A 19,156-nucleotide genomic window follows, 5' to 3' on the forward strand; every position below is an offset into this window, starting at 1 on the left:
CAGCAAAGCTCTTACCCATGCAAACCCCCTACGAACTCATTCTTGGCTGGCGCTACACCCGCGCGGGCCGCGCCACCCGGCGCAACGGCTTTATTTCCTTCATCTCGGGCGTGTCCATGCTGGGCATTGCGCTGGGCGTGGCGGCGCTCATCATCGTGCTCAGCGTGATGAACGGCTTTCAGAAGGAGGTGCGCGACCGCATGCTGGGCGTGCTCTCGCACATCGAGGTGTTTGAGCCCGGTGGCCAGGCCATTCCCAACCTGGCCGGCACGCTGGCCGCCCTTGAGCGCCACCCCGAGGTGCTGGGCGCGGCGCCGTTTGTGGGGGCGCAGGCGCTGATTGCGCGGGGTGAAGACATGAAGGGCGCGCTGGTGCGGGGCATTGACCCGGCGCTGGAACCCCAGGTGACCGAACTGGTGGCCGACCTGGCCGACACCGCTCTGCCCCGGCTGGTGCCCGGTGCCTTTGGTGTGATTTTGGGTGGCGAACTGGCGCGCAGCCTGGGCGTGGCGCAGGGCGACACGGTGACGCTGATCGCGCCCAGCGGCCAGGTGACGCCAGCGGGCGTGGTGCCGCGCATCCGGCAGATGACGGTGGTGGGCGTGTTTGACTCGGGCCACTTTGAATACGATTCGGCGCTGGCGCTGCTGCACATGGACGACGCGGCGCGCATCTTCCGCGTGGAAGGCGCCACCGGCGTGCGCGTGAAGATCAAAGACCTGCACGCGGCGCGCGAGGTGGCCATTTCGATGGCGGCTGAGCTCGACCCTGGCCTGCTGGTGCGCGACTGGACGCGCCAGAACCGCACCTGGTTTGCGGCCGTGCAGCTTGAAAAACGCATGATGTTCATCATCCTCACGCTGATCGTGGCGGTGGCGGCGTTCAACCTCGTGTCTACGCTGGTGATGACGGTGACCGACAAGCACGCCGACATTGCCATCTTGCGCACGCTGGGCGCCAGCCCGCAAAGCATCATGGGCATCTTCATGGTGCAGGGCGCCATGGTGGGCATCATCGGCACCGGCCTGGGCCTGCTGCTGGGCCTGGGGGTGGCGTTCAACATCGACACCCTGGTGCCCGCGCTGGAACGCGCGCTGGGTGCCAGCTTCTTGCCGCAAGACATTTACCTCATCAGCCGCATGCCGAGCGACCCGCAGCAGAGCGACATCTTGCCGATTGCGCTGATTTCACTGGCGCTGTCGTTTGTGGCCACCATTTACCCGAGTTGGCGCGCGAGCCGCGTCAATCCCGCAGAGGCCTTGCGCTATGAGTGATCGTATGAATACCGTTCGCCCTGAGCCTGTCGAAGGGCTCGCTGGGGCTTCGACAGGCTCAGCCCGAACGGACGTGGTGTTGAGCGCGACCGGCCTCACCAAACGATTCACCGAAGGCCGGCTGGACGTGACCGTGCTCAAGGGCGTGGACCTGACCGTGCGCGCGGGTGAAACCGTGGCCATTGTGGGCGCGTCGGGTTCGGGCAAGAGCACGCTGCTGCACCTGCTGGGCGGGCTGGACGCACCCACCAGCGGCAGCGTGCAGCTGATGGGGCAAACGCTGTCGGGCCTGAGCGCCACGCAGCAAGGCCAGTTGCGCAACCAGCACCTGGGTTTTGTCTACCAGTTTCACCACCTGCTGCCCGAATTCAGCGCGCGAGACAACGTGGCCATGCCGCTGTGGATTCGCCGCATGCCGCGCCCGCAAGCGGGCGAGCGCGCCGCTCAAATATTGCAGCGCGTGGGCCTGACCGAGCGCCTGGCGCACCGCCCGGCCGAGCTGTCAGGCGGTGAGCGCCAGCGCGTGGCGATGGCGCGGGCGCTGGTCACCCAGCCGGCCTGCGTGCTCGCCGACGAGCCCACCGGCAACCTGGATCGCGCCACCGCCGACGGCGTGTTTGAACTCATGATGCAGCTGGCCCGCGACCAGGGCACCGCTTTCATTGTGGTCACCCACGACGAAACCCTGGCCGCGCGCTGCGGTCGGGTGATGCGGCTGACCGCAGGCGTGCTGACCTGACCCATCGGGTGCGTTGCGGTGCCAGGCTCAGGGCCCGGTCCGAATGAAGCGCAGTGGCTTGTCCAGGCCTTGCACATGCACCAGCAGCGTGCTGCCCTGCACCTCGTAGCGCTCGGCTTTTTGCAGTGCGGCTAGGTAGCGGCTTTCTTGCTCGTTCACCGCAGCCACACAGGCCATGCGGGTGCTGCCGATCTGGCCGAAGCCGATGCGCGAGCCGTCCACCGTGACCGACCCGAAGAAGCGGTTGCACGAACCCTGGCCCGCCACACGCCCCGCTTCAGGAAAGGCCAGCGTGGCCTGTGCTCGGTCGAGCACACCGCGCCCGCCCAGGTCTTCCAGCTGCCAGGTGGTGCCCCACAGCGGGGGCGCGCTGGCCGCCGGCGCCGGTGGCACCGCGCAGGCGGTGAGCGACCACAGCAGCGGCAGGGCGATGCAGGCCAGCAGGTGGCCTGCTGCGGGTTTCGAAGGGCTAAAAGTGAACAGCATGGCTTGGCTCCGGGTGTGCGGGCGGTGGGTTGGTAAGGCCTTCAGCGCGGGGCGGCTTACCGAGGCAAAATCAGCAGCCAATGTATACGCCTATGTGGATCGACACCCATTGCCATCTGGACGCTCCCGAATTTGGCGTGGACCACGCACTGGCACGCACGCTGCGCCAGCGCGCTGCGGGCCTGGGTGTGGGGCTGTGCGTCATTCCGGCGGTGGAACGCGCTAACTTTGACACCGTGCGCCAGCTGGCCCACCAGCTGGGCGATGCCTATGCACTGGGCATTCACCCACTGTTTGTACCGCAGGCCCAAGAGGCCGACTTGCAGGCGCTCGACGCTGCGCTGACCGCGCACCGCGACGACCCGCGCCTGGTGGCGGTCGGTGAGATCGGGCTGGACTTCTTTGTGCCCGCGCTGTGCGAGGTCGCGATGCGCGAGCGCCAGACCTGGTTTTACCGCGAGCAGCTCAAGCTGGCCCGCAAGCACGGCCTGCCGGTGATTCTGCATGTGCGCCGCAGCGCAGACGCCTTGCTCAAGCACCTGCGCGAAGTGCCCACCAGTGGCGGCATTGCCCATGCTTTCAACGGCAGTGAGCAACAAGCCCAGGCGTTTCAGGGGCTGAGGTTCAAGCTGGGCTTTGGCGGGGCGCTCACGTTTGAGCCGGCCCACCGCTTGCGCCGCCTGGCCAGCACGCTGCCGCTGACAGCGCTGGTGCTGGAAACCGACGCGCCTGACATACCGCCGCACTGGCTGTACGCCACGGCCGCCGAGCGCTTGAATGGGCGCGTGCAGGGCATCAATTCACCGGCCGAGCTGCCGCGCATTGCCGCCGTGGTGGCGGGTTTGCGCAGCATACCGGCGCTCGATCTGGCGCAGGCCACCACGGCCAACGCCCTGCAGGCGCTACCCCGGCTGGCTGGTTTGCTGCCGCAAGGCCTGGCATGAGCGCAGCGCCGGGCCGTTCCCAAGCGAGCTCGCACCACAGCCCGCCGGGTGAAGGTGTATCAGCCTGCCGCCTGCAAGGCTTGGCCCCGGTGGTGGGGCCCCACACACGGTTGCTGGTGCTGGGCAGCTTTCCCGGCGTGGCGTCTTTGCGGGCGCAGCAATATTACGGGCACCCGCAAAACCATTTCTGGAAAATTCTGGGTGCTTTGTGGGCGCTGCCGCTCATGCAGATGCCCTATGCCGAACGCCTGGCTGCGCTGCAGGCCCACGGCGTGGGCTTGTGGGACGTGTACGGCGCTTGCGAGCGTGAGGGCAGCCTGGACGCCGACATCCGCGCCGCCGAACTCAACGACTTCGCTGCGTTGCTGCGGCAGTGCCCTCTGCTGGAGGCCATTGCGCACAACGGGGGTGAGAGCTACCGGCACGCCAGGCACACGTCGGCGCTCGGGTTGCCGGTTTACAAGTTGCCGTCCACCAGCCCGGCGAATGCGAGCTGGTCGTTTGACCGCAAGCTGGCGGCTTGGGCTGAGGTGATGCGGCGGTATGGGATGGCTTCGTAGGGCTGTGTAAGACCTCGCTGGCTTGCTGCGGCGGTACGCTCTGCGCCGCTCGTGTCCCCCGGGCCTGCGGCCCTCCTCCTTTACCTTGCTGTGCAGAACGCACCGCCGCAGCAAGCTGGATGCGTTTGGGCATTCTTGCACCATGCAGGCCCGAACCACAAGCCCAAAAGAAAAGCCGCCCGGGGCTTACATCGGGCGGCTTTGGTAGATCCAGGTCAGCGAATCACACAGTGCGATGTGCCATCGGTGTTTCAGGTACGGGATATCCAGCCGCGCCAAAAGTCGAAACGATGGCCTTGTGCGTGTCGAAGTACACCTGCCAGTAGTGGTCGGTGTGGGTGTAAGGGCGCACGCAGAGCTTAGGGCCTTCCGGGGTGAATTCCAGAATCTCGATGTCGGGCGCGGGGCTGTCTTTCACGTTCGGGATCGCGGCGATCACAGGGCGCAGGCGGGCAATGGCGTCCATCACGTCCACGCTGTTGGCCACTTTGGCCACGCAGTCGACCCGGCGAAACGGCTCGGCGCTGAAGTTCTGGATGTTGTCGCCAAACACCTTGTTGTTGCCCACCACGGTCAGCACGTTGTCGGGCGTGAGCACGGTGGTGGCAAACAGGCCGAGCTCTTTCACCGTGCCCAGCGTGCCGCCAGCGTTGATGAAGTCGCCCACTTTGTAGGGCCGCAAAACCTGCAGGAAGATGCCGGCGGCAAAGTTGCCCAGCATGCCGCTCCAGGCCGCACCAATGGCCAGGCCGGCGCCGGCCAGCAAGGCGGCAAACGAGGTGGTCTTGATACCGAAGATGTCCAGGATGGCCAGCACCAAAATGAGCGTCAGGCCCACCGAGATGATGGACTTGAGGTACTGAATGAGCGTGGCGTCGATCTTTTTGCCGCGCTCCATGCCCCGGCCAATGAGGCTCACGGCCATGCCGATGAGCCAGCGGCCCACGATCCAGGCGGCAATGGCGCCGAGTATCTTCAGGCCAAACTCGGCCCCTTGGGTGGACAGAAATGTCCAGATGGCTTCCATGTTCATAATGATTCCTTTCGCAGATCCCAGACAAAAATGCAGTATTCACCCGCCACCGCCCGTTTAGCCGCCCCATGGCGCCACATGCATGCCGTGGCTGTGGCATTGTTCCCCGGACTGTTGTGTACGGGTTGCGGAGCCTGCGCATGAAGGCCGGTGCCAACGCCGCCGCCCGCAAGCGCACCGGCCAGCAAACCTTGCCCGATGTGACGATTTCTGAAGACAGCGAGGTGCGCTTTTTGCACCTGGGCACCGAATGGATCCAGGGCTCCATGCTGCTCGAAGCGCCGTTTGACATTGAGCTGGACTATGTGCAGCGCATGGTGGCCTGGCTGCTGTTTGTGGCGCCCGAGTCGGTGAGCAAGCGCCGCGCCATGCAGCTGGGCCTGGGCTCAGCGGCGCTGACCAAGTTTCACTTCAAGAAACTGCGCATGGACACCACCGCCATCGAGATCAACCCCCAGGTGCTGGCTGTTTGCCGCACCTGGTTCAAGCTGCCTAATGACGGCCCGCGCCTGCGCGTGGTGCTGGCCGACGCCGGCCAGGAAATACGAAACCCCGCACACACCGGTCGCATCGACGCCCTGCAGGTGGACCTGTACGACCACGAAGCCGCTGCCCCGGTGCTGGACAGCCCCGACTTTTACGTGGACTGCCGCTCGGTGCTGAGCGACGACGGCGTGATGACGGTGAACCTGTTTGGCCGCGACACGAGTTACGAGCGCTCGTTGCAAAGCATTTGCGCCGCTTTTGGTGAAGATGCGGTGTGGGCCTTCAAGCCCACGCGCGAGGGCAACACCATTGTGCTGGCCCAGCGCACCGCCACCCGGCCCACCCGCATGGAGCTGCTGGCGCGCGCTGAGGTGGTGCAAGAGCGCTGGGGCTTGCCGGCGGTGAAGTGGTTGAAGATTTTTAAACCCGTTTCTTAAAGGCCGCATGAAAAACGCCAAGCCCGCTGCTCCCATGGACGCCGGCCCGCTCGACTGGCGCACGCTGGTGGGTTGGCTGCGTGACGATGGTGTGATTGCCGCGCCAGAGGCCGAGCGCACGATTGCCCGCTGCGCTTCGGCGCACAGCGCGCAGCACCCGCTGCAGCGCCTGGCGGTGGTGGGCATGGCGCGGGCGGCCGACGGCTATGTGCTCGACGCTGAGTTGCTCACCGAGTGGCTGGCCAAGCGCTGCGGCCTGACCTACATGCGCATCGACCCGCTGAAGGTGGACGTGGGCAAGGTGGCCGACGTGATGAGCGCTGCTTACGCCGAGCGCCACAAGGTGCTGCCGGTGCAGGTGAGTCCGACCGAGGTGGTGGTGGCCACGGCCGAGCCGTTCATACGCGACTGGGTGCCCGAGGTGGAGCGCCAGACCCGCAAGACGGTGCGCCTGGTGCTGGCCAGCCCCATGGCCATCACGCGGTACACGGCCGAGTTTTTTGCGCTGGCCAAGTCGGTGCGGGCGGCCAACAAAGGCGGCGGCTCGGGCGGCTTTGGCAGCTTTGAACAGCTGGTGGAGTTGGGCAAGGCCAACAAACAGCTCGACGCCAACGACCAGGGCGTGGTGCAGGTGGTGGACTGGCTGTGGCAATACGCCTTTGACCAGCGCGCCAGCGACATCCACCTGGAGCCGCGGCGCGAGCAGGGCGTGATCCGCTTTCGCATCGACGGGGTGCTGCACCCGGTGTACCAGATGCCCATGGGCGTGATGAACGCGATGATCGCGCGCATCAAGCTGCTGGGGCGCATGGACGTGGTGGAAAAGCGCCGGCCGCAAGATGGCCGCATCAAGACGCTCCGGCCGGGTGTGGGCGCTGCGCGCGGTGACGAGGTGGAAATGCGCCTCTCGACCCTGCCCACCGCCTTTGGCGAAAAGCTGGTGATGCGCATTTTTGACCCCGAAGCCACGGTGAAAGACCTGAGCGCGCTGGGCTTTGCGCCGCACGACGCTTTGCGCTGGGAAGGCCTGACCAAACGCCCGCACGGCATCGTGCTGGTGACCGGCCCCACTGGCTCGGGCAAAACCACCACGCTCTACGCCACGCTCAAGCGCCTGGCCACCGAAGAGGTGAATGTGAGCACGGTGGAAGACCCGATCGAAATGATCGAACCCGCCTTCAACCAGACCCAGGTGCAGACCCACCTGGACCTGGACTTTGCCCAGGGGCTGCGCGCCCTGATGCGGCAAGACCCGGACATCATCATGGTGGGCGAAATACGCGACCTGCCCACGGCCGAAATGGCGGTGCAGGCTGCGCTCACCGGCCATTTGGTGTTCACCACGCTGCACACCAACGATGCCCCCTCGGCCATCATGCGGCTGATGGAGCTGGGCATACCGCCTTATCTGATCAACGCCACGGTGCTCGGTGTGCTGGCGCAGCGCCTGGTGCGCACCCTGTGCCCGGCCTGCCGCACGCGCGAGGACGAGGCCACCACCGCCACGTCGAGCCAGGCGCTGGCCGAGCTGGTGAAGCCCTGGAAAGTGAGCGGCAGCTACCGGCCTTACCAGCCGGTGGGCTGCGTGGACTGCCGCATGACCGGGTTTCGCGGGCGCATGGGGCTTTACGAGCTGCTGGTGGTCACCGACGCGTTCAAAGACAAGGTGAGTCGCGAACCGCAGCTGGAGAGCCTGCGCAAACAGGCCGTGACCGATGGCATGCGCCCGTTGCGCCTGGCCGGCGCTGCCCGGGTTGCCGAGGGCTTGACCACGATCGAAGAGGTGTTGGCCACCACACCGCCGGTGAGCTGAGTCTGTTGCGCCAGGCGCTCGCCGCTCGGGCGGATAGCCTTTTGATGGTTTGATATTCAGCAAGCGCTTATATTTGCAGTTTCCCCTGTCGTTGCAACCCGAGCCCGCATGATCCCCATCAAAACCGAGTCCGCCTGGCGCGGCACCGCCGACTGCCGCAACTGCGGCATCCGCGACATGGTGCTGTTTGCCGACCTGCGCGAAGAAGACTTTGCCCTGATCCATGCGCCCATTGACGACCTGGAATTTGCCGCCGGCCAGCCGCTGGTGCGCATGGGTGAAACCGCCACCTCGCTTTACACGCTGCGCGTGGGGGTGATCAAGCTGGTGCGCAACACGGTGGACGGGCGCCAGCGCATCGTGCGTGTGCTGCGTTCGGGCGACGTGGTGGGCCTGGAAGCGCTCATGGGCCCCACCTACGACTCGGACGCCATTGCGCTCACCAGCATCAAGGTGTGCCGCTTGCCGCTGCAGGTGATCCAGCGCCTGAACCGCGAAACCCCGCGCCTGCACCAGCGCCTGCTGGAAAAATGGCACCGCAGCCTGAAAGAAGCCGACGACTGGCTGGCCGACCTGAACTTTGGCAACGCCCGCCAGCGCGTGGCAGGGCTCATTTTGAAAATGCGCGCTGAAGACGACCCGACCGTGTGCCACCTGTTTTCTCGCGAAGACATGGGCGCCATGCTCGACCTGAAGCTCGAAACCGTGAGCCGCACGCTGTCGGCGTTTGAGCGCGAAGGGCTCATAGAGCCGCTGGACAAACACGGCCGCGTGTACCGCGTGGTGGACGCCGAGCGGCTGTCGGCACCCAAGGCTTGAGAGGCTGCGCCGTACCGCCTCTGAGCGACAGGCGGGCCGGCGGCATGTGCCGATAATCGGTGCAATGCCTTCCACCTCTGCGCGTCCCGTGCCCCACCTTGCCACCGGCTTGCTGCTCGCCAGCGCCGGGTCCATTGCTTTTTCGGGCAAGGCCATCATCGTCAAGCTGGCCTACCGCCATGGCGTGGACGCGGTCACGCTCATCATGTACCGCATGCTGTTTGCGCTGCCGTTGTTTCTGGCGCTGGCCTGGTGGGCCACGTACCGGCAAGGGGGCAGGGGCAAAGCGGCGCTCACACGCCAAGACTGGCTGGGTATTTTGGGCCTGGGGTTCACCGGCTATTACCTGGCGAGTTTTCTGGACTTCTGGGGCTTGCAATACATCAGCGCCAGCCTGGAGCGGCTGATTCTGTACCTCAACCCCACGCTGGTGCTGGTGCTGGGTTGGGTGGTCTACCAACGGCGCATCACCCGCCTGCAAGCGCTGGCCATGGCGGTGAGCTACGCTGGTGTGCTGCTGGTGTTTGGCCACGAGGCCGACTTTGCTGGCCCCAACGCCGTGCTGGGTGCCGCGCTGGTGTTTGGCAGCGCCATCAGCTACGCCATGTACCTCGTGTACAGCGGCGAACTCGTCAAGCGCCTGGGCTCCATGCGGCTGGTCGGCCTGGCCACCAGCGTGGCCTGCGGTTTGTGCCTGCTGCAGTTTGTTCTGTTGCGCCCGCTGAGCGCGGCCGTGGTGGCACCCGAGGTGATCTGGCTGTCGGTGCTCAACGCCACGCTGTGCACGTTTGCGCCCGTCATCATGGTGATGATGGCCATTGAGCGCATTGGCGCCGGCCTGGCTGCGCAGACCGGCATGATCGGCCCCATGTCCACCATCGCCATGGGTGTGGTGATTCTGGGCGAGCCGTTCAACGGCTGGATTGTGGCGGGCACCGTGCTGGTGGTGTCGGGCGTGTTTTTGGTGACGCGCTTTGGCTCGGCCAGTGCAGCGAAATAGTTTTAATCAGGAGACCAACACATGGACTTGGGACTTGCAGGCAAATGGGCGCTGGTGTGCGGCGCCAGCAAAGGGCTGGGCCTGGGCTGCGCGCAGGCGCTGGCGGCCGAGGGCGCACACGTCGTCATGGTGGCCCGCCGGGCCGATGTGCTGGAGGCCTCAGCAGCCGCTCTGCGCGCCGCGTCGCCCGGTGTGCAGGTGATCGCTGTGGCCGCCGACATCACCACCGAAGCGGGCCGCGCTGCGGCGCTGGGCGTGGCCGGTGGCCCCGGCACGGCGTTTGACATCGTGGTGACCAACGCCGGCGGCCCGCCGCCCGGCGACTTTCGCAGCTGGGACCGCGACGCCTGGATCAAGGCGATCGACGCCAACATGCTCACGCCCATCGAACTCATCAAGGCGACGGTGGACGGCATGGCGCAGCGCGGTTTTGGCCGCATCGTCAACATCACCAGCAGCGCAGTGAAAGCGCCCATCGACATCTTGGGCCTGAGCAACGGCGCACGCAGTGGCCTGACGGGCTTTGTGGCCGGCGTGGCGCGCAGCGGCATTGCCGCGCAGGGCGTGACCATCAACAACCTGCTGCCCGGCAAGTTCGACACCGACCGCATCGCCACCACGATCCAGGCCGCAGCCGAAAAAACCGGCAAGAGCGTGGACGACATTCGCCTGGCCCAGCAGGCCCAGATCCCGGCCAGGCGCTTTGGCAACCCGCAAGAGTTTGGCGCCATCTGCGCGTTTTTGTGCAGCCAGCACGCGGCCTACATGACGGGGCAAAACGTGCTGGCCGATGGCGGGGCTTACGCCGGAACGTTTTGAATGGTCCCCCGGCGCGCCGCCGGGGGCTACCGCCGCGAACTCACCACAATCCCACCCACGATCAGCGCAAACCCGGCCGCGTGGTACAGCCGGGGCATGTCGCCCAGCAGCATGGCCGACATGAGCGCGGCAAACAGCGGGGTGAGGTTGGTGAAGAAGCTGGCGATGGATGGCCCGACGCGGCCCACACCGGCGCCCCAGCAGCGGTAGGCCAGCAGCGACGGGCCGATGGCCACGAACAGCAGGGCGCCGGCCAGTGGCCAACCCCACTGTATGTGGCTTTGCCCCGCTGGCAGGGTGGGTAGCAGGCTCCATTCGGCCGCCACCATGGCGCTGGACCACACCACACCCATGGCCATTTGCGCGAGCAAAAAGGCGGCCCAGTCGGCCTTGATGGCGGCGGGTTCGGTGCCGGGTTTGGGCTTGGCCAGCAGCCAGCTGTACCAGGCCCAGACCAACGAGGCCAGCAGCATCCAGCCATCACCCGGCACCAGTTGCACCGCTTGCAGTTGCGCCAGTTCGCCCCGCGACAGCACCGTGGCCACCCCAGCCAGCGACAAGCCGGCGCCCAGCGCTGCACGGCGGGAAATGGACACGCCGTAAAACAGGCTGCCCAGCAGCAGCATCCACACCGGCGTGCTCGACGCCACCAGCGTCACGTTGAGCGGGGTCGAGGTTTTCAGCGCCATGTATTGCAGCGCGTTGTACAGCCCCACGCCCAGCAAGCCCAGCAGCGCAAAGCGCCGCCAGTGCTGCCACAGGGGGCTGCCGGGGCGCAGCACCCAGCCCGCCACGGGCAGCAAGATCAGCAGCGCCAGCGCCCAGCGCAGCAGGTTGAAGGTGATGGGCGGCAAGACGCCCTGCATCATCCGGCCCACCACGGCGTTGCCCGCCCACATGAGCGGTGGAATCACCAGCAGGGCGACGGTGGCGGGGGTGAGGCGTGCAGAGGCGGTGTGCGGCATGGCCTGCACTGTAACAACCGCGCCAAGCCCGACCCTGGCATGGGGCTGCGCGGCTGTCGCGCAGGCGCGGGCGGCGTTTCGTGGCAGCATGTCGGTCCTGTTTCGTGCAGACTTTGGCTTTTCAGCCCCACAACAACGAGGAGACTCCCATGACCCAGACCAGCCGCGCCGTGCGCATCCACGCCCATGGCGGCCCCGAACAGCTTGTGATCGACACCGTGGACGTGGGCGAACCCGGCCCCGGCCAGGTGCGCATTCGCCACCACGCGATCGGCCTGAATTTCATTGACGTGTACCAGCGCACCGGCCTTTACCCCAACGCGATGCCCCTGGCACTGGGCATGGAGGGCGCGGGTGTGATCGAGGCGGTGGGCGAGGGCGTGACGCACCTGAAGGCCGGTGACCGTGCGGCCTACGCCGCCAACCCGCCCGGCAGCTATTGCGACGTGCGCGTGATGCCGGCCATGAACGTGTGCCAGCTGCCCGACGCAATTGATTTTGAGACCGGCGCAGCGATGATGCTCAAGGGCCTGACCGCGCAATATTTGCTTAAGCGCTGCAAGCCGGTGGAAGGCCTGGAGGCGGGTGACTTTGTGCTGTTTCATGCCGCTGCCGGCGGCGTGGGCCTGATCGCCTGCCAGTGGGCCAAGGCGCTGGGCTTGCGCTTGATCGGCACGGCGGGGTCTGACGAAAAATGCGCGCTGGCGCATGAGCACGGTGCCGAGTTCACCATCAACTACCGCACCGAAGACTTTGCGGCCCGGGTGAAAGAAATCACCGGTGGCAAGGGCGTCAAAGTGGTCTACGACTCGGTGGGCAAAGACACATTTGACAAGTCGCTCGACTGCCTGATGCCCTTTGGCCTGATGGTGAGCTTTGGCAACGCCAGTGGCCCGGTGGCGCCGTTTGCTCCTGGCATTCTCGGCCCCAAGGGTTCGATTTACGTGACGCGCCAGACGCTGTTCAGCCACATCACCAGCCGCGAACGCACGCAGGCCATGGCCGACGATTTGTTTGCTGTGGTGCAAAGCGGTGCGGTGAAGATCCGTATTGACCAGCGCTTTGCGCTGACCGATGTGCGCCAGGCCCATGAGAGCCTGGAAGCGCGGGCCACGACGGGCTGCACCGTGCTGCTGCCCTGACCGCTGGCGCCATGCCGAAAAAAAGAAAGCCACCCGAGGGTGGCTTTCTTTGTGTGGGTGACGGTCAGAAGCGGTAGCCCACGCCCACGGTGAAACCGTCGAGCTTTTGGTCTTTGCGGTCGTAGTAACTGGTGTAGTCGGCGTTGAGGTACACCGCCTTGTTGAGGTCGTAGCTCACGCCTGCACCGTAGGCCAGGCCCGAGTCGCTATCAGACACGCCATTGGCCTTCAGGCTGGTGCGCACCACGCCCAGGCGGCCATACACCTTCAGGGCGTCGGTGATGGGTGCCTGCACCTTGCCAAACACACCCACCATGTTGTCAACGCTGAGCTTGGTGCCCGATTCGGTATCCGAACGCGCGCCCGCACCCACCAGGCCTTCAACGGCAAAGTTGGGCGAAATTTCGTAACCCACAATGCCGCGGACCATGCCCGGGCTGGCCTTGAAGCCAGGTTCTTTGAAGTCGAGCGCGGTGTAGCCCAGTTCACCGTAAACGGATTGCGCCTGAGCGCCGACCGCCAACACGGCAAAGCCCAAAACAGCCGAAATTTTTGCGAAGCGGGTCATGAGACCTCCATTTGAGATTGAGGAAATGCGCCGGATGTCAGCACGGTTCCATCTTGGAGGCCTATGTTGGCTGGGGTGTATCGCTATCCATTCCGCTGTGTGAAGACTGTGTGCGTTTGTTGCCCGCGCCCCATGGCGGGCAACAAACGCTTACCTGGGCGGTTACTCAGGCGGGGACGGCCGCAGGTGCTACCTCGGCCAGCGCTCGTTCCAGGTGCTGCAGGGTGGCGGGCACGTCGTGCCATTTGTCCAGACCAAACAGGCCAATGCGGAAGGTGCGGAAGTCGGCCGGTTCGTCGCACTGCAGTGGCACTCCGGCCGCGGTTTGCAGGCCGGCGGCCAGAAACTTCTTGCTGCTCTGGATGTCGGGGTCGGTGGTGTAGCTCACCACCACGCCGGGCGCCTGGAAACCCGCCGCCGACACGCTGGGGAAGCCATGGCGTTCCAGCAAGCTGCGCACCTCGCGGCCCAGCGCCATTTGCTCCTGGCGCACGCGTTCAGTGCCATACGCCTCGGTTTCTTTCATGGTTTCGTGCAGGCGCACCAAAGCGTCGGTGGGCAGCGTGGTGTGGTACGCGTGGCCACCGCCTTCGTAGGTTTCCATGATCTGCAGCCACTTTTTTAGGTCCATGGCAAAGGTGGTGCTCTGGGTCGCGTCAATGGCTTGGCGCGCGCGCTCGCTCAGCATCACCATGGCGCAGCAAGGTGAGCTGCTCCAACCCTTTTGCGGGGCCGAAATGAGAATGTCCACGCCCGTGGCTTGCATGTCGACCCACATGGCACCCGAGGCGATGCAGTCCAGCACAAACAGGCCGCCCACGGCGTGCACCGCGTCGGCCACAGCGCTCAGGTAGTCGTCGGGCAAGATCATGCCGGCCGAGGTTTCCACATGGGGTGCAAACACCAGCGCCGGTTTCTCGGCAGCGATGGCCGCCTTCACTTCTTCGATGGGCGCAGGCGCCCAGGCGGCTTGAGAGCCCTCGCCGGTGCGACGGGCTTTCAGCACCGTGTGGCTGGCGGGGATGGAGCCCATGTCAAAAATCTGTGTCCAACGGTAGCTGAACCAGCCATTGCGGATCACCATGACGTGTTTGCCGTGGGCAAACTGGCGCGCCACCGACTCCATGCCAAACGTGCCGCTGCCGGGCACCAGCACCGCCGAGTGGGCGCCGTACACGCGTTTGAGCATGGCCGATATGTCGGTCATCACGCCCTGAAAGCGCTTGGACATGTGGTTGAGTGCGCGGTCGGTGTAAACCACCGAAAACTCAAGCAGACCGTCGGGGTCGATGTGGGGCAGCAGTCCGGGCATGGGGGTCTCCTATGGGGCTTGTGGGTCCAGCCGGTCAGATTAGCACAGGGAGCACGACCCGCGCAGCGTGGGCGCGGTTGTTCACTTGCTTCGTCTGACCCGTAAAATTTCGTCCAGGATCAGGCTCACCGCGCCGATGGTGATGCCGGCGTCGGCCACGTTGAAGGCCGGGAAGTGCCCGCCGTGGAAGATGCCCGACAGGAACGACCAGTGAAAGTCCAGGAAGTCCACCACGTAGCCGTGCACCACGCGGTCGATCACGTTGCCGATGGCGCCGCCCAAAATGCAGGCCAGCGCAAAGGCAAACAGTTTTTGTCCGGGGTGCGAGCGCAGCATCCACACAATGAAGATGGCTGCAGCCACCCCGACGGCGGTGAAAAACCAGCGCTGCCAGCCCCCGGCCGAGGCCAGAAACGAGAAGGCTGCGCCGGTGTTGTGCACGCGAACCACGTTGAAAAAGCTGGTCACATACGTGCTGTCGCCCAACTGGTAGTAGCCCAGGATCAGTACCTTGGTGAACTGGTCCAGCAGCAAAATAGCGGCGGCCAGGCCCAGCCAGGGCCAGAACGTGCCTTTGGTGCGTGCCATCAGGCCACCTTGCGCGATTCACCCGCGCCCGTGCCTGCCGCCTCATTCAGGTTGCTCACGCAGCGCCCGCACACCGTCGGGTGCTCGGCGTGGTGGCCCACGTCGTCGCTGTAGTGCCAGCAGCGCTCGCATTTGGTGGCGGTGCTGGGGGTCACTGAGACCGCGAGTTCGGTGCCGTCCGCCACCGTGGCGGTGGATGTGATGGTGACGAACTTCAGGTCGTCGCCCAGCGAGCGCAGCAAAGCCGCGTCGTCGGCACCCGCGGTGATGGCCAGTGTGGCTTGCAGCGAAGCCCCCACCTGCCCGGCGGTGCGCACGGCCTCGATCTCTTTGTTCGCCACATCGCGGATGGCGCGGATGCGCGACCACTTGGCCAGCAGCGCCTCGTTGGGGGCGGGCAGCGGCAAAAAGGTCTCAAAGAAGATCGACCCTTTGTTGTCGGCTCCAGCCACCATGGGCCAGGCCTCTTCTGCGGTGAAGCTCAGGAACGGGGCCATCCAGCGCAGCATGGCCTGGGTGATCTGGTGCAGCGCGGTTTGGGCCGAGCGGCGCGCCAGGCTGTTGGGTGCGGTGGTGTACAGCCGGTCTTTCAGCACGTCGAGGTAGAAAGCGCCGAGGTCTTCCGAGCAATACACCTGCAGCTTGCTCACCACGGGGTGGAACTCGTACACATCGAAGTGCGCCAAGATTTCCGCCTGCAGCTCGCTGGCGCGGGCCAGCGCGTAGCGGTCAATCTCCAGCATCTCGTCCAGCGGCACAGCATCGGTGGCAGCGTCGAAGTCGGCCGTGTTGGCCATCAGGAAGCGCAGGGTGTTGCGGATGCGGCGGTAGGCGTCCACCACCCGGGCCAGGATCTTTTCGTCGATGTTGAGGTCGCCTGAGTAGTCGGTGCTGGCCACCCACAGGCGCACGATTTCAGCGCCAAGCTTGCTCGTCACGCTCTGCGGCTCCACCGTGTTGCCCAGGCTCTTGCTCATTTTGCGGCCTTGGCCGTCGGTGGCGAAGCCGTGGGTCAGCAGGCCTTTGTAGGGCGCGCGGTCAAACAGGGCGCAGCCCAGCAGCAGCGAGCTGTGGAACCAGCCGCGGTGCTGGTCGTGGCCTTCCAGGTACAGGTCAGCCTCGGGGCCTTCGGCATGGAACGCGCCGTTGGGGTAGGCCTTGGCGTGGCTGCCGCGCAGCACGTGCCAGAAGGTGGACCCGGAGTCGAACCAGACCTCCAGGATGTCGGTGCTCTTGGTGTAGCTCGGCGCGTCGTCGGCACCCAAAATGTCTTCGGCCGTGACGCGGCTCCAGGCTTCGATACCGCCTTGCTCCACGATGTCGGCCGCCTGGTCCAGGATGGCCATGGTGTTGGGGTGCAGCTCGCCAGAGTCTTTGTGCAAGAAGAAGGGCACCGGCACGCCCCAGCTGCGCTGGCGGCTGATGCACCAGTCGGGCCGGTTGGCGATCATGTCGCGCAAGCGGGTCTTGCCGTTTTCTGGGTAAAAGTGGGTGTGGTCGATAGCGCCCAGCGCCAGCTGACGCAGCGTCTTGGGCGCTTTGTCCTTCGTGAACACACCCTCGCCCTCGTCCATGCGCACGAACCACTGTGCGGCGGCGCGGTAGATCACCGGCGTCTTGTGGCGCCAGCAGTGCGGGTAGCTGTGGGTGATGCCCACCGTGGCCATCAGGCGGCCGTGCTCGCGCAGCGTGTCGATGATGACCGGGCAGGCCTTCCAGATGTGCTGGCCGCCAAACAGCGGCAGCTCGTCGGTGTAGACACCGTTGCCTTGCACCGGGTTGAGGATGTCGTCGTAGGCCAGGCCGTGGGCCACGCAGCTGTTGAAGTCGTCCACGCCGTAGGCGGGGGCCGAATGCACGATGCCCGTGCCGTCACCGTCGCTGACGTAGTCGGCCAGGTACAGCGGCGACAGGCGCTTGTAGCTGAATTGGCCATCGCCACTGTCCACGTCGTGCAGCGGATGGCGGAACACCTGGCCGCGCAGGGCTTCGCCTTTGGCGGTGGCCAGCACGCTGCCTTCCAGTCCAAAGCGCTCCAGGCACTTGTCCACCAGGCTGGCGCCCAGCAGCAGCACGCCTTTGGGCGTGTCCACCAGCGCGTATTCCAGCTCGGGGTGGGCGTTGAGCGCCTGGTTGGCCGGGATGGTCCAGGCGGTGGTGGTCCAGATGACGGCGAAGGCGCTTTTCCCCGCGGGCAGGGCTGCGAGGCCAAAGGCTTGGGCCAGGCCGGCCGCGTCGTTGGACTCAAAGGCCACGTCCAGCGTGTCGCTCTTCTTGTCGGCGTATTCGATCTCGAACTCGGCCAGCGAGCTGCCGCAGTCGAAACACCAGTACACCGGCTTGAGGCCACGGTACACAAAACCGCGCTCGATCACGCGCTTGAAGGCGCGGATCTGGCCGGCTTCGTTGGCCGGGTCCATGGTGCGGTAGGGGCGCTCCCAGTCGCCCAGCACGCCGAGGCGCTTGAAGTCCTCGCGCTGTTGGTTGATCTGCTCGGTGGCGAAAGCGCGGCTCTTGGCCTGCATGTCGTCGCGGCTCAGGTTGCGGCCATGCAGTTTTTCAATCGCGTTCTCGATCGGCAGGCCGTGGCAGTCCCAACCGGGGATGTACTGGGCGTCGAAACCAGCCAGCTGTTTCGACTTCACGATCATGTCTTTCAGCACCTTGTTTAGCGCGTGGCCGATGTGCAGCTTGCCGTTGGCGTAGGGCGGGCCGTCGTGCAGCACGAACAGCGGCGCGCCCTGGCGCGCATCGCGCAGGCGCTTGTACAGACCACCCTGGTTCCAGTCACCGACCCAGGCCGGTTCGCGCTTGGGCAGATCACCACGCATGGGGAACGGCGTGTCGGGCATGTTCAGCGTGGCGCGGTAGGCGCTGGCTTCCGGTTTGCTGGCAGCGGCTGCGTGGGGTGTGGTTTCAGACATGGGGGCGGCTCGGTGGGGACAACGACTGGCTCAGCCCGAACGGGGTGGGAAGGATGCTGGGAGGGAATTCCGTTCGCCCTGAGCCTGTCGAAGGGCAGCGACCGGGTACGCGCGGGCGCTAAATTCGGTCGCGCGTGGTCTGGCGGTGGGTTTGCCCATAGGCCTGCGCGGGCAGGGTGGCAAAAAACGCACGAGCGTCGTTGCAGTCCTTGGCGATGCCCTGGGTCAGGGCGTCCAGACTGTCGTACTTCAGTTCGTCATGCAGTTTGTGCAGCAGGTCCACGCGGATGATTTTACCGTAGGCCTCCCCGCCGGGCAGGCTGCGGGCCAGCGCCTCGGGCCAGTCGAAGCAGTGGGTTTCCAGCAGCACTCGCCCGCCGTTGACATCGGTCGGGTCAATGGAAGGGCGCACGCCCAGGTTGGCCACGCCAGTCAGCGGCGTGCCGTCGGGGTTCAGTCCGTGCACATGCACCGCAAAAATGCCGCTGGCGGCTGGCTTCCAGTGCGAAAAACGCAGGTTCAGGGTGCGAAAGCCGTCGCCTTTGCCTTCGGCGCTGGCGCCGAGTTCGCGGCCCAGCTTGCGCCCATGCACCACATGGCCGCTGATGGCATAGGGCCGCCCCAGCAAGGCCGCTACGCGTTCCATGTCGCCCGAGTCCAAGGCGTCGCGCACCGCTGAGCTGGACACGCGCAGGCCGTGCACTTCGTAGCTCTGCATGCGCGCCACGTCAAATCCGAGCCGTTCGCCGGCGGCGTCCAGCAGCGCGTAGTCGCCTGCGCGCTGGGCGCCAAAGCGAAAGTCGTCGCCCACCAGCACGTACTTCACGCCCAGGGCGCGCACCAGCGTGTCTTCAATAAAGGCTTGTGGCAGTTGCGATGCGAGGCGCGCGTTGAACGGGAGCACCACGCAGCGGTCCACGCCACAGCGGGCCAGCTCTTCGAGCTTGTCGCGCAGCGTGGCAATGCGGGCCGGGGCCAGCGCGGGCTTTTGGTGCAGGGCGGCAAAGTAGTCGCGCGGGTGCGGCTCGAAGGTCATGACGCAGCTGGGCACGCCGCGGTGGCGGGCCTCATTGATCAGGAGGGCCAGCATGGCCTGGTGGCCCCGGTGCACACCGTCAAAGTTGCCAATGGTGAGCGCGCAGCCCGTTGCGGGCTCGTGGCGCAGGGCGTGTTGAAGGTTCCACAGACCTCGGATGATTTTCATGGGAGATGTCTGTCCAAGCCGGGGTGTTGGACGCGGTTCAAGG

Annotated in this window: 18 protein-coding genes; 10 read left to right on the forward strand and 8 right to left on the reverse strand. The window is 65.7% G+C overall.

The features are described 5' to 3' along the window. Positions 1-17: 17 nt before the first annotated feature. Entirely contained in the window at positions 18-1,274 is a 1,257-nt protein-coding gene (locus AC4QBL_RS01735) for a lipoprotein-releasing ABC transporter permease subunit (protein WP_472906714.1), read from the forward strand. A 4-nt stretch (positions 1,275-1,278) separates the two neighbouring features. Then, positions 1,279-2,013, forward strand: a complete 735-nt coding sequence (gene lolD / locus AC4QBL_RS01740) for a lipoprotein-releasing ABC transporter ATP-binding protein LolD (protein ID WP_472902260.1) — start codon at positions 1,279-1,281, stop codon at positions 2,011-2,013. Positions 2,014-2,040: 27 nt separating this feature from the next. Here lolD and AC4QBL_RS01745 read toward each other — a convergent pair whose 3' ends face one another. Next, positions 2,041-2,499 carry an META domain-containing protein gene (locus AC4QBL_RS01745; RefSeq protein WP_472906713.1) on the reverse strand — a complete coding sequence of 153 codons (459 nt, stop codon included), beginning with the start codon at positions 2,497-2,499 and terminating at the stop codon, positions 2,041-2,043. 92 nt (positions 2,500-2,591) lie between these two features. Here AC4QBL_RS01745 and AC4QBL_RS01750 point away from each other — a divergent pair, with 92 nt between their 5' ends. Then, complete coding sequence (locus AC4QBL_RS01750; protein WP_472906712.1) at positions 2,592-3,443, forward strand: TatD family hydrolase; 852 nt, start codon at positions 2,592-2,594, stop codon at positions 3,441-3,443. After that, positions 3,440-4,003: a DNA-deoxyinosine glycosylase gene (locus AC4QBL_RS01755; protein WP_472906711.1), complete on the forward strand. Its 564-nt coding sequence runs from the start codon at positions 3,440-3,442 to the stop codon at positions 4,001-4,003. Before AC4QBL_RS01750 ends, AC4QBL_RS01755 begins: the two co-directional genes overlap by 4 nt. A 223-nt stretch (positions 4,004-4,226) precedes the next feature. Here the strand turns inward: AC4QBL_RS01755 and AC4QBL_RS01760 are convergent, their stop codons facing one another. Beyond that, entirely contained in the window at positions 4,227-5,036 is an 810-nt protein-coding gene (locus AC4QBL_RS01760; protein WP_472906710.1) for a mechanosensitive ion channel family protein, read from the reverse strand. A 140-nt stretch (positions 5,037-5,176) separates the two neighbouring features. Between AC4QBL_RS01760 and AC4QBL_RS01765 the strand changes: the two genes are divergently transcribed. From AC4QBL_RS01765 to AC4QBL_RS01785, 5 genes are all read left to right on the forward strand, one after another. Then, a complete protein-coding gene (locus AC4QBL_RS01765) occupies positions 5,177-5,959 on the forward strand; it encodes a class I SAM-dependent methyltransferase (RefSeq protein ID WP_472906709.1) in 783 nt (260 codons plus the stop codon). A gap of 7 nt (positions 5,960-5,966) precedes the next feature. After that, complete coding sequence (gene tfpB, locus AC4QBL_RS01770) at positions 5,967-7,772, forward strand: type IV pilus assembly ATPase TfpB (RefSeq protein ID WP_472906708.1); 1,806 nt, start codon at positions 5,967-5,969, stop codon at positions 7,770-7,772. 108 nt (positions 7,773-7,880) lie between these two features. Beyond that, complete coding sequence (locus tag AC4QBL_RS01775) at positions 7,881-8,591, forward strand: Crp/Fnr family transcriptional regulator (RefSeq protein WP_472906707.1); 711 nt, start codon at positions 7,881-7,883, stop codon at positions 8,589-8,591. 64 nt (positions 8,592-8,655) lie between these two features. Continuing rightward, positions 8,656-9,591 (forward strand): DMT family transporter, encoded by a 936-nt coding sequence (locus tag AC4QBL_RS01780; protein ID WP_472906706.1) that lies wholly within the window; start codon positions 8,656-8,658, stop codon positions 9,589-9,591. A 21-nt stretch (positions 9,592-9,612) separates the two neighbouring features. Then, positions 9,613-10,410: an SDR family oxidoreductase gene (locus AC4QBL_RS01785; RefSeq protein ID WP_472899900.1), complete on the forward strand. Its 798-nt coding sequence runs from the start codon at positions 9,613-9,615 to the stop codon at positions 10,408-10,410. A 26-nt stretch (positions 10,411-10,436) separates the two neighbouring features. Here the strand turns inward: AC4QBL_RS01785 and AC4QBL_RS01790 are convergent, their stop codons facing one another. After that, a complete protein-coding gene (locus AC4QBL_RS01790; RefSeq protein WP_472906705.1) occupies positions 10,437-11,375 on the reverse strand; it encodes a DMT family transporter in 939 nt (312 codons plus the stop codon). Between the two features lie 149 nt (positions 11,376-11,524). Between AC4QBL_RS01790 and AC4QBL_RS01795 the strand changes: the two genes are divergently transcribed. After that, positions 11,525-12,517: a quinone oxidoreductase family protein gene (locus AC4QBL_RS01795; protein ID WP_472899902.1), complete on the forward strand. Its 993-nt coding sequence runs from the start codon at positions 11,525-11,527 to the stop codon at positions 12,515-12,517. A gap of 64 nt (positions 12,518-12,581) precedes the next feature. On the opposite strand, the gene AC4QBL_RS01800 is transcribed toward AC4QBL_RS01795, so the two are convergent. The 5 genes from AC4QBL_RS01800 to AC4QBL_RS01820 all read right to left on the reverse strand — a co-directional run bounded on the left by AC4QBL_RS01800 (position 12,582) and on the right by AC4QBL_RS01820 (position 19,113). Further along, on the reverse strand, positions 12,582-13,085 hold the full coding sequence (locus AC4QBL_RS01800; protein ID WP_472906704.1) for a porin family protein: 504 nt from the start codon (positions 13,083-13,085) through the stop codon (positions 12,582-12,584). A 166-nt stretch (positions 13,086-13,251) separates the two neighbouring features. Next, the gene (locus AC4QBL_RS01805; RefSeq protein WP_472906703.1) at positions 13,252-14,397 is read right to left on the reverse strand and encodes an aminotransferase class V-fold PLP-dependent enzyme; all 1,146 of its coding nucleotides are present in this window, start codon (positions 14,395-14,397) and stop codon (positions 13,252-13,254) included. A gap of 81 nt (positions 14,398-14,478) precedes the next feature. Continuing rightward, entirely contained in the window at positions 14,479-14,985 is a 507-nt protein-coding gene (gene lspA / locus AC4QBL_RS01810) for a signal peptidase II (RefSeq protein WP_472899905.1), read from the reverse strand. Then, positions 14,985-17,909 (reverse strand): isoleucine--tRNA ligase, encoded by a 2,925-nt coding sequence (gene ileS, locus AC4QBL_RS01815; protein WP_472906702.1) that lies wholly within the window; start codon positions 17,907-17,909, stop codon positions 14,985-14,987. Before ileS ends, lspA begins: the two co-directional genes overlap by 1 nt. A 118-nt stretch (positions 17,910-18,027) precedes the next feature. Beyond that, a complete protein-coding gene (locus AC4QBL_RS01820) occupies positions 18,028-19,113 on the reverse strand; it encodes a bifunctional riboflavin kinase/FAD synthetase (RefSeq protein WP_472906701.1) in 1,086 nt (361 codons plus the stop codon). Positions 19,114-19,156 lie beyond the last annotated feature (43 nt).

Source organism: Hydrogenophaga sp. L99 (assembly GCF_058731905.1).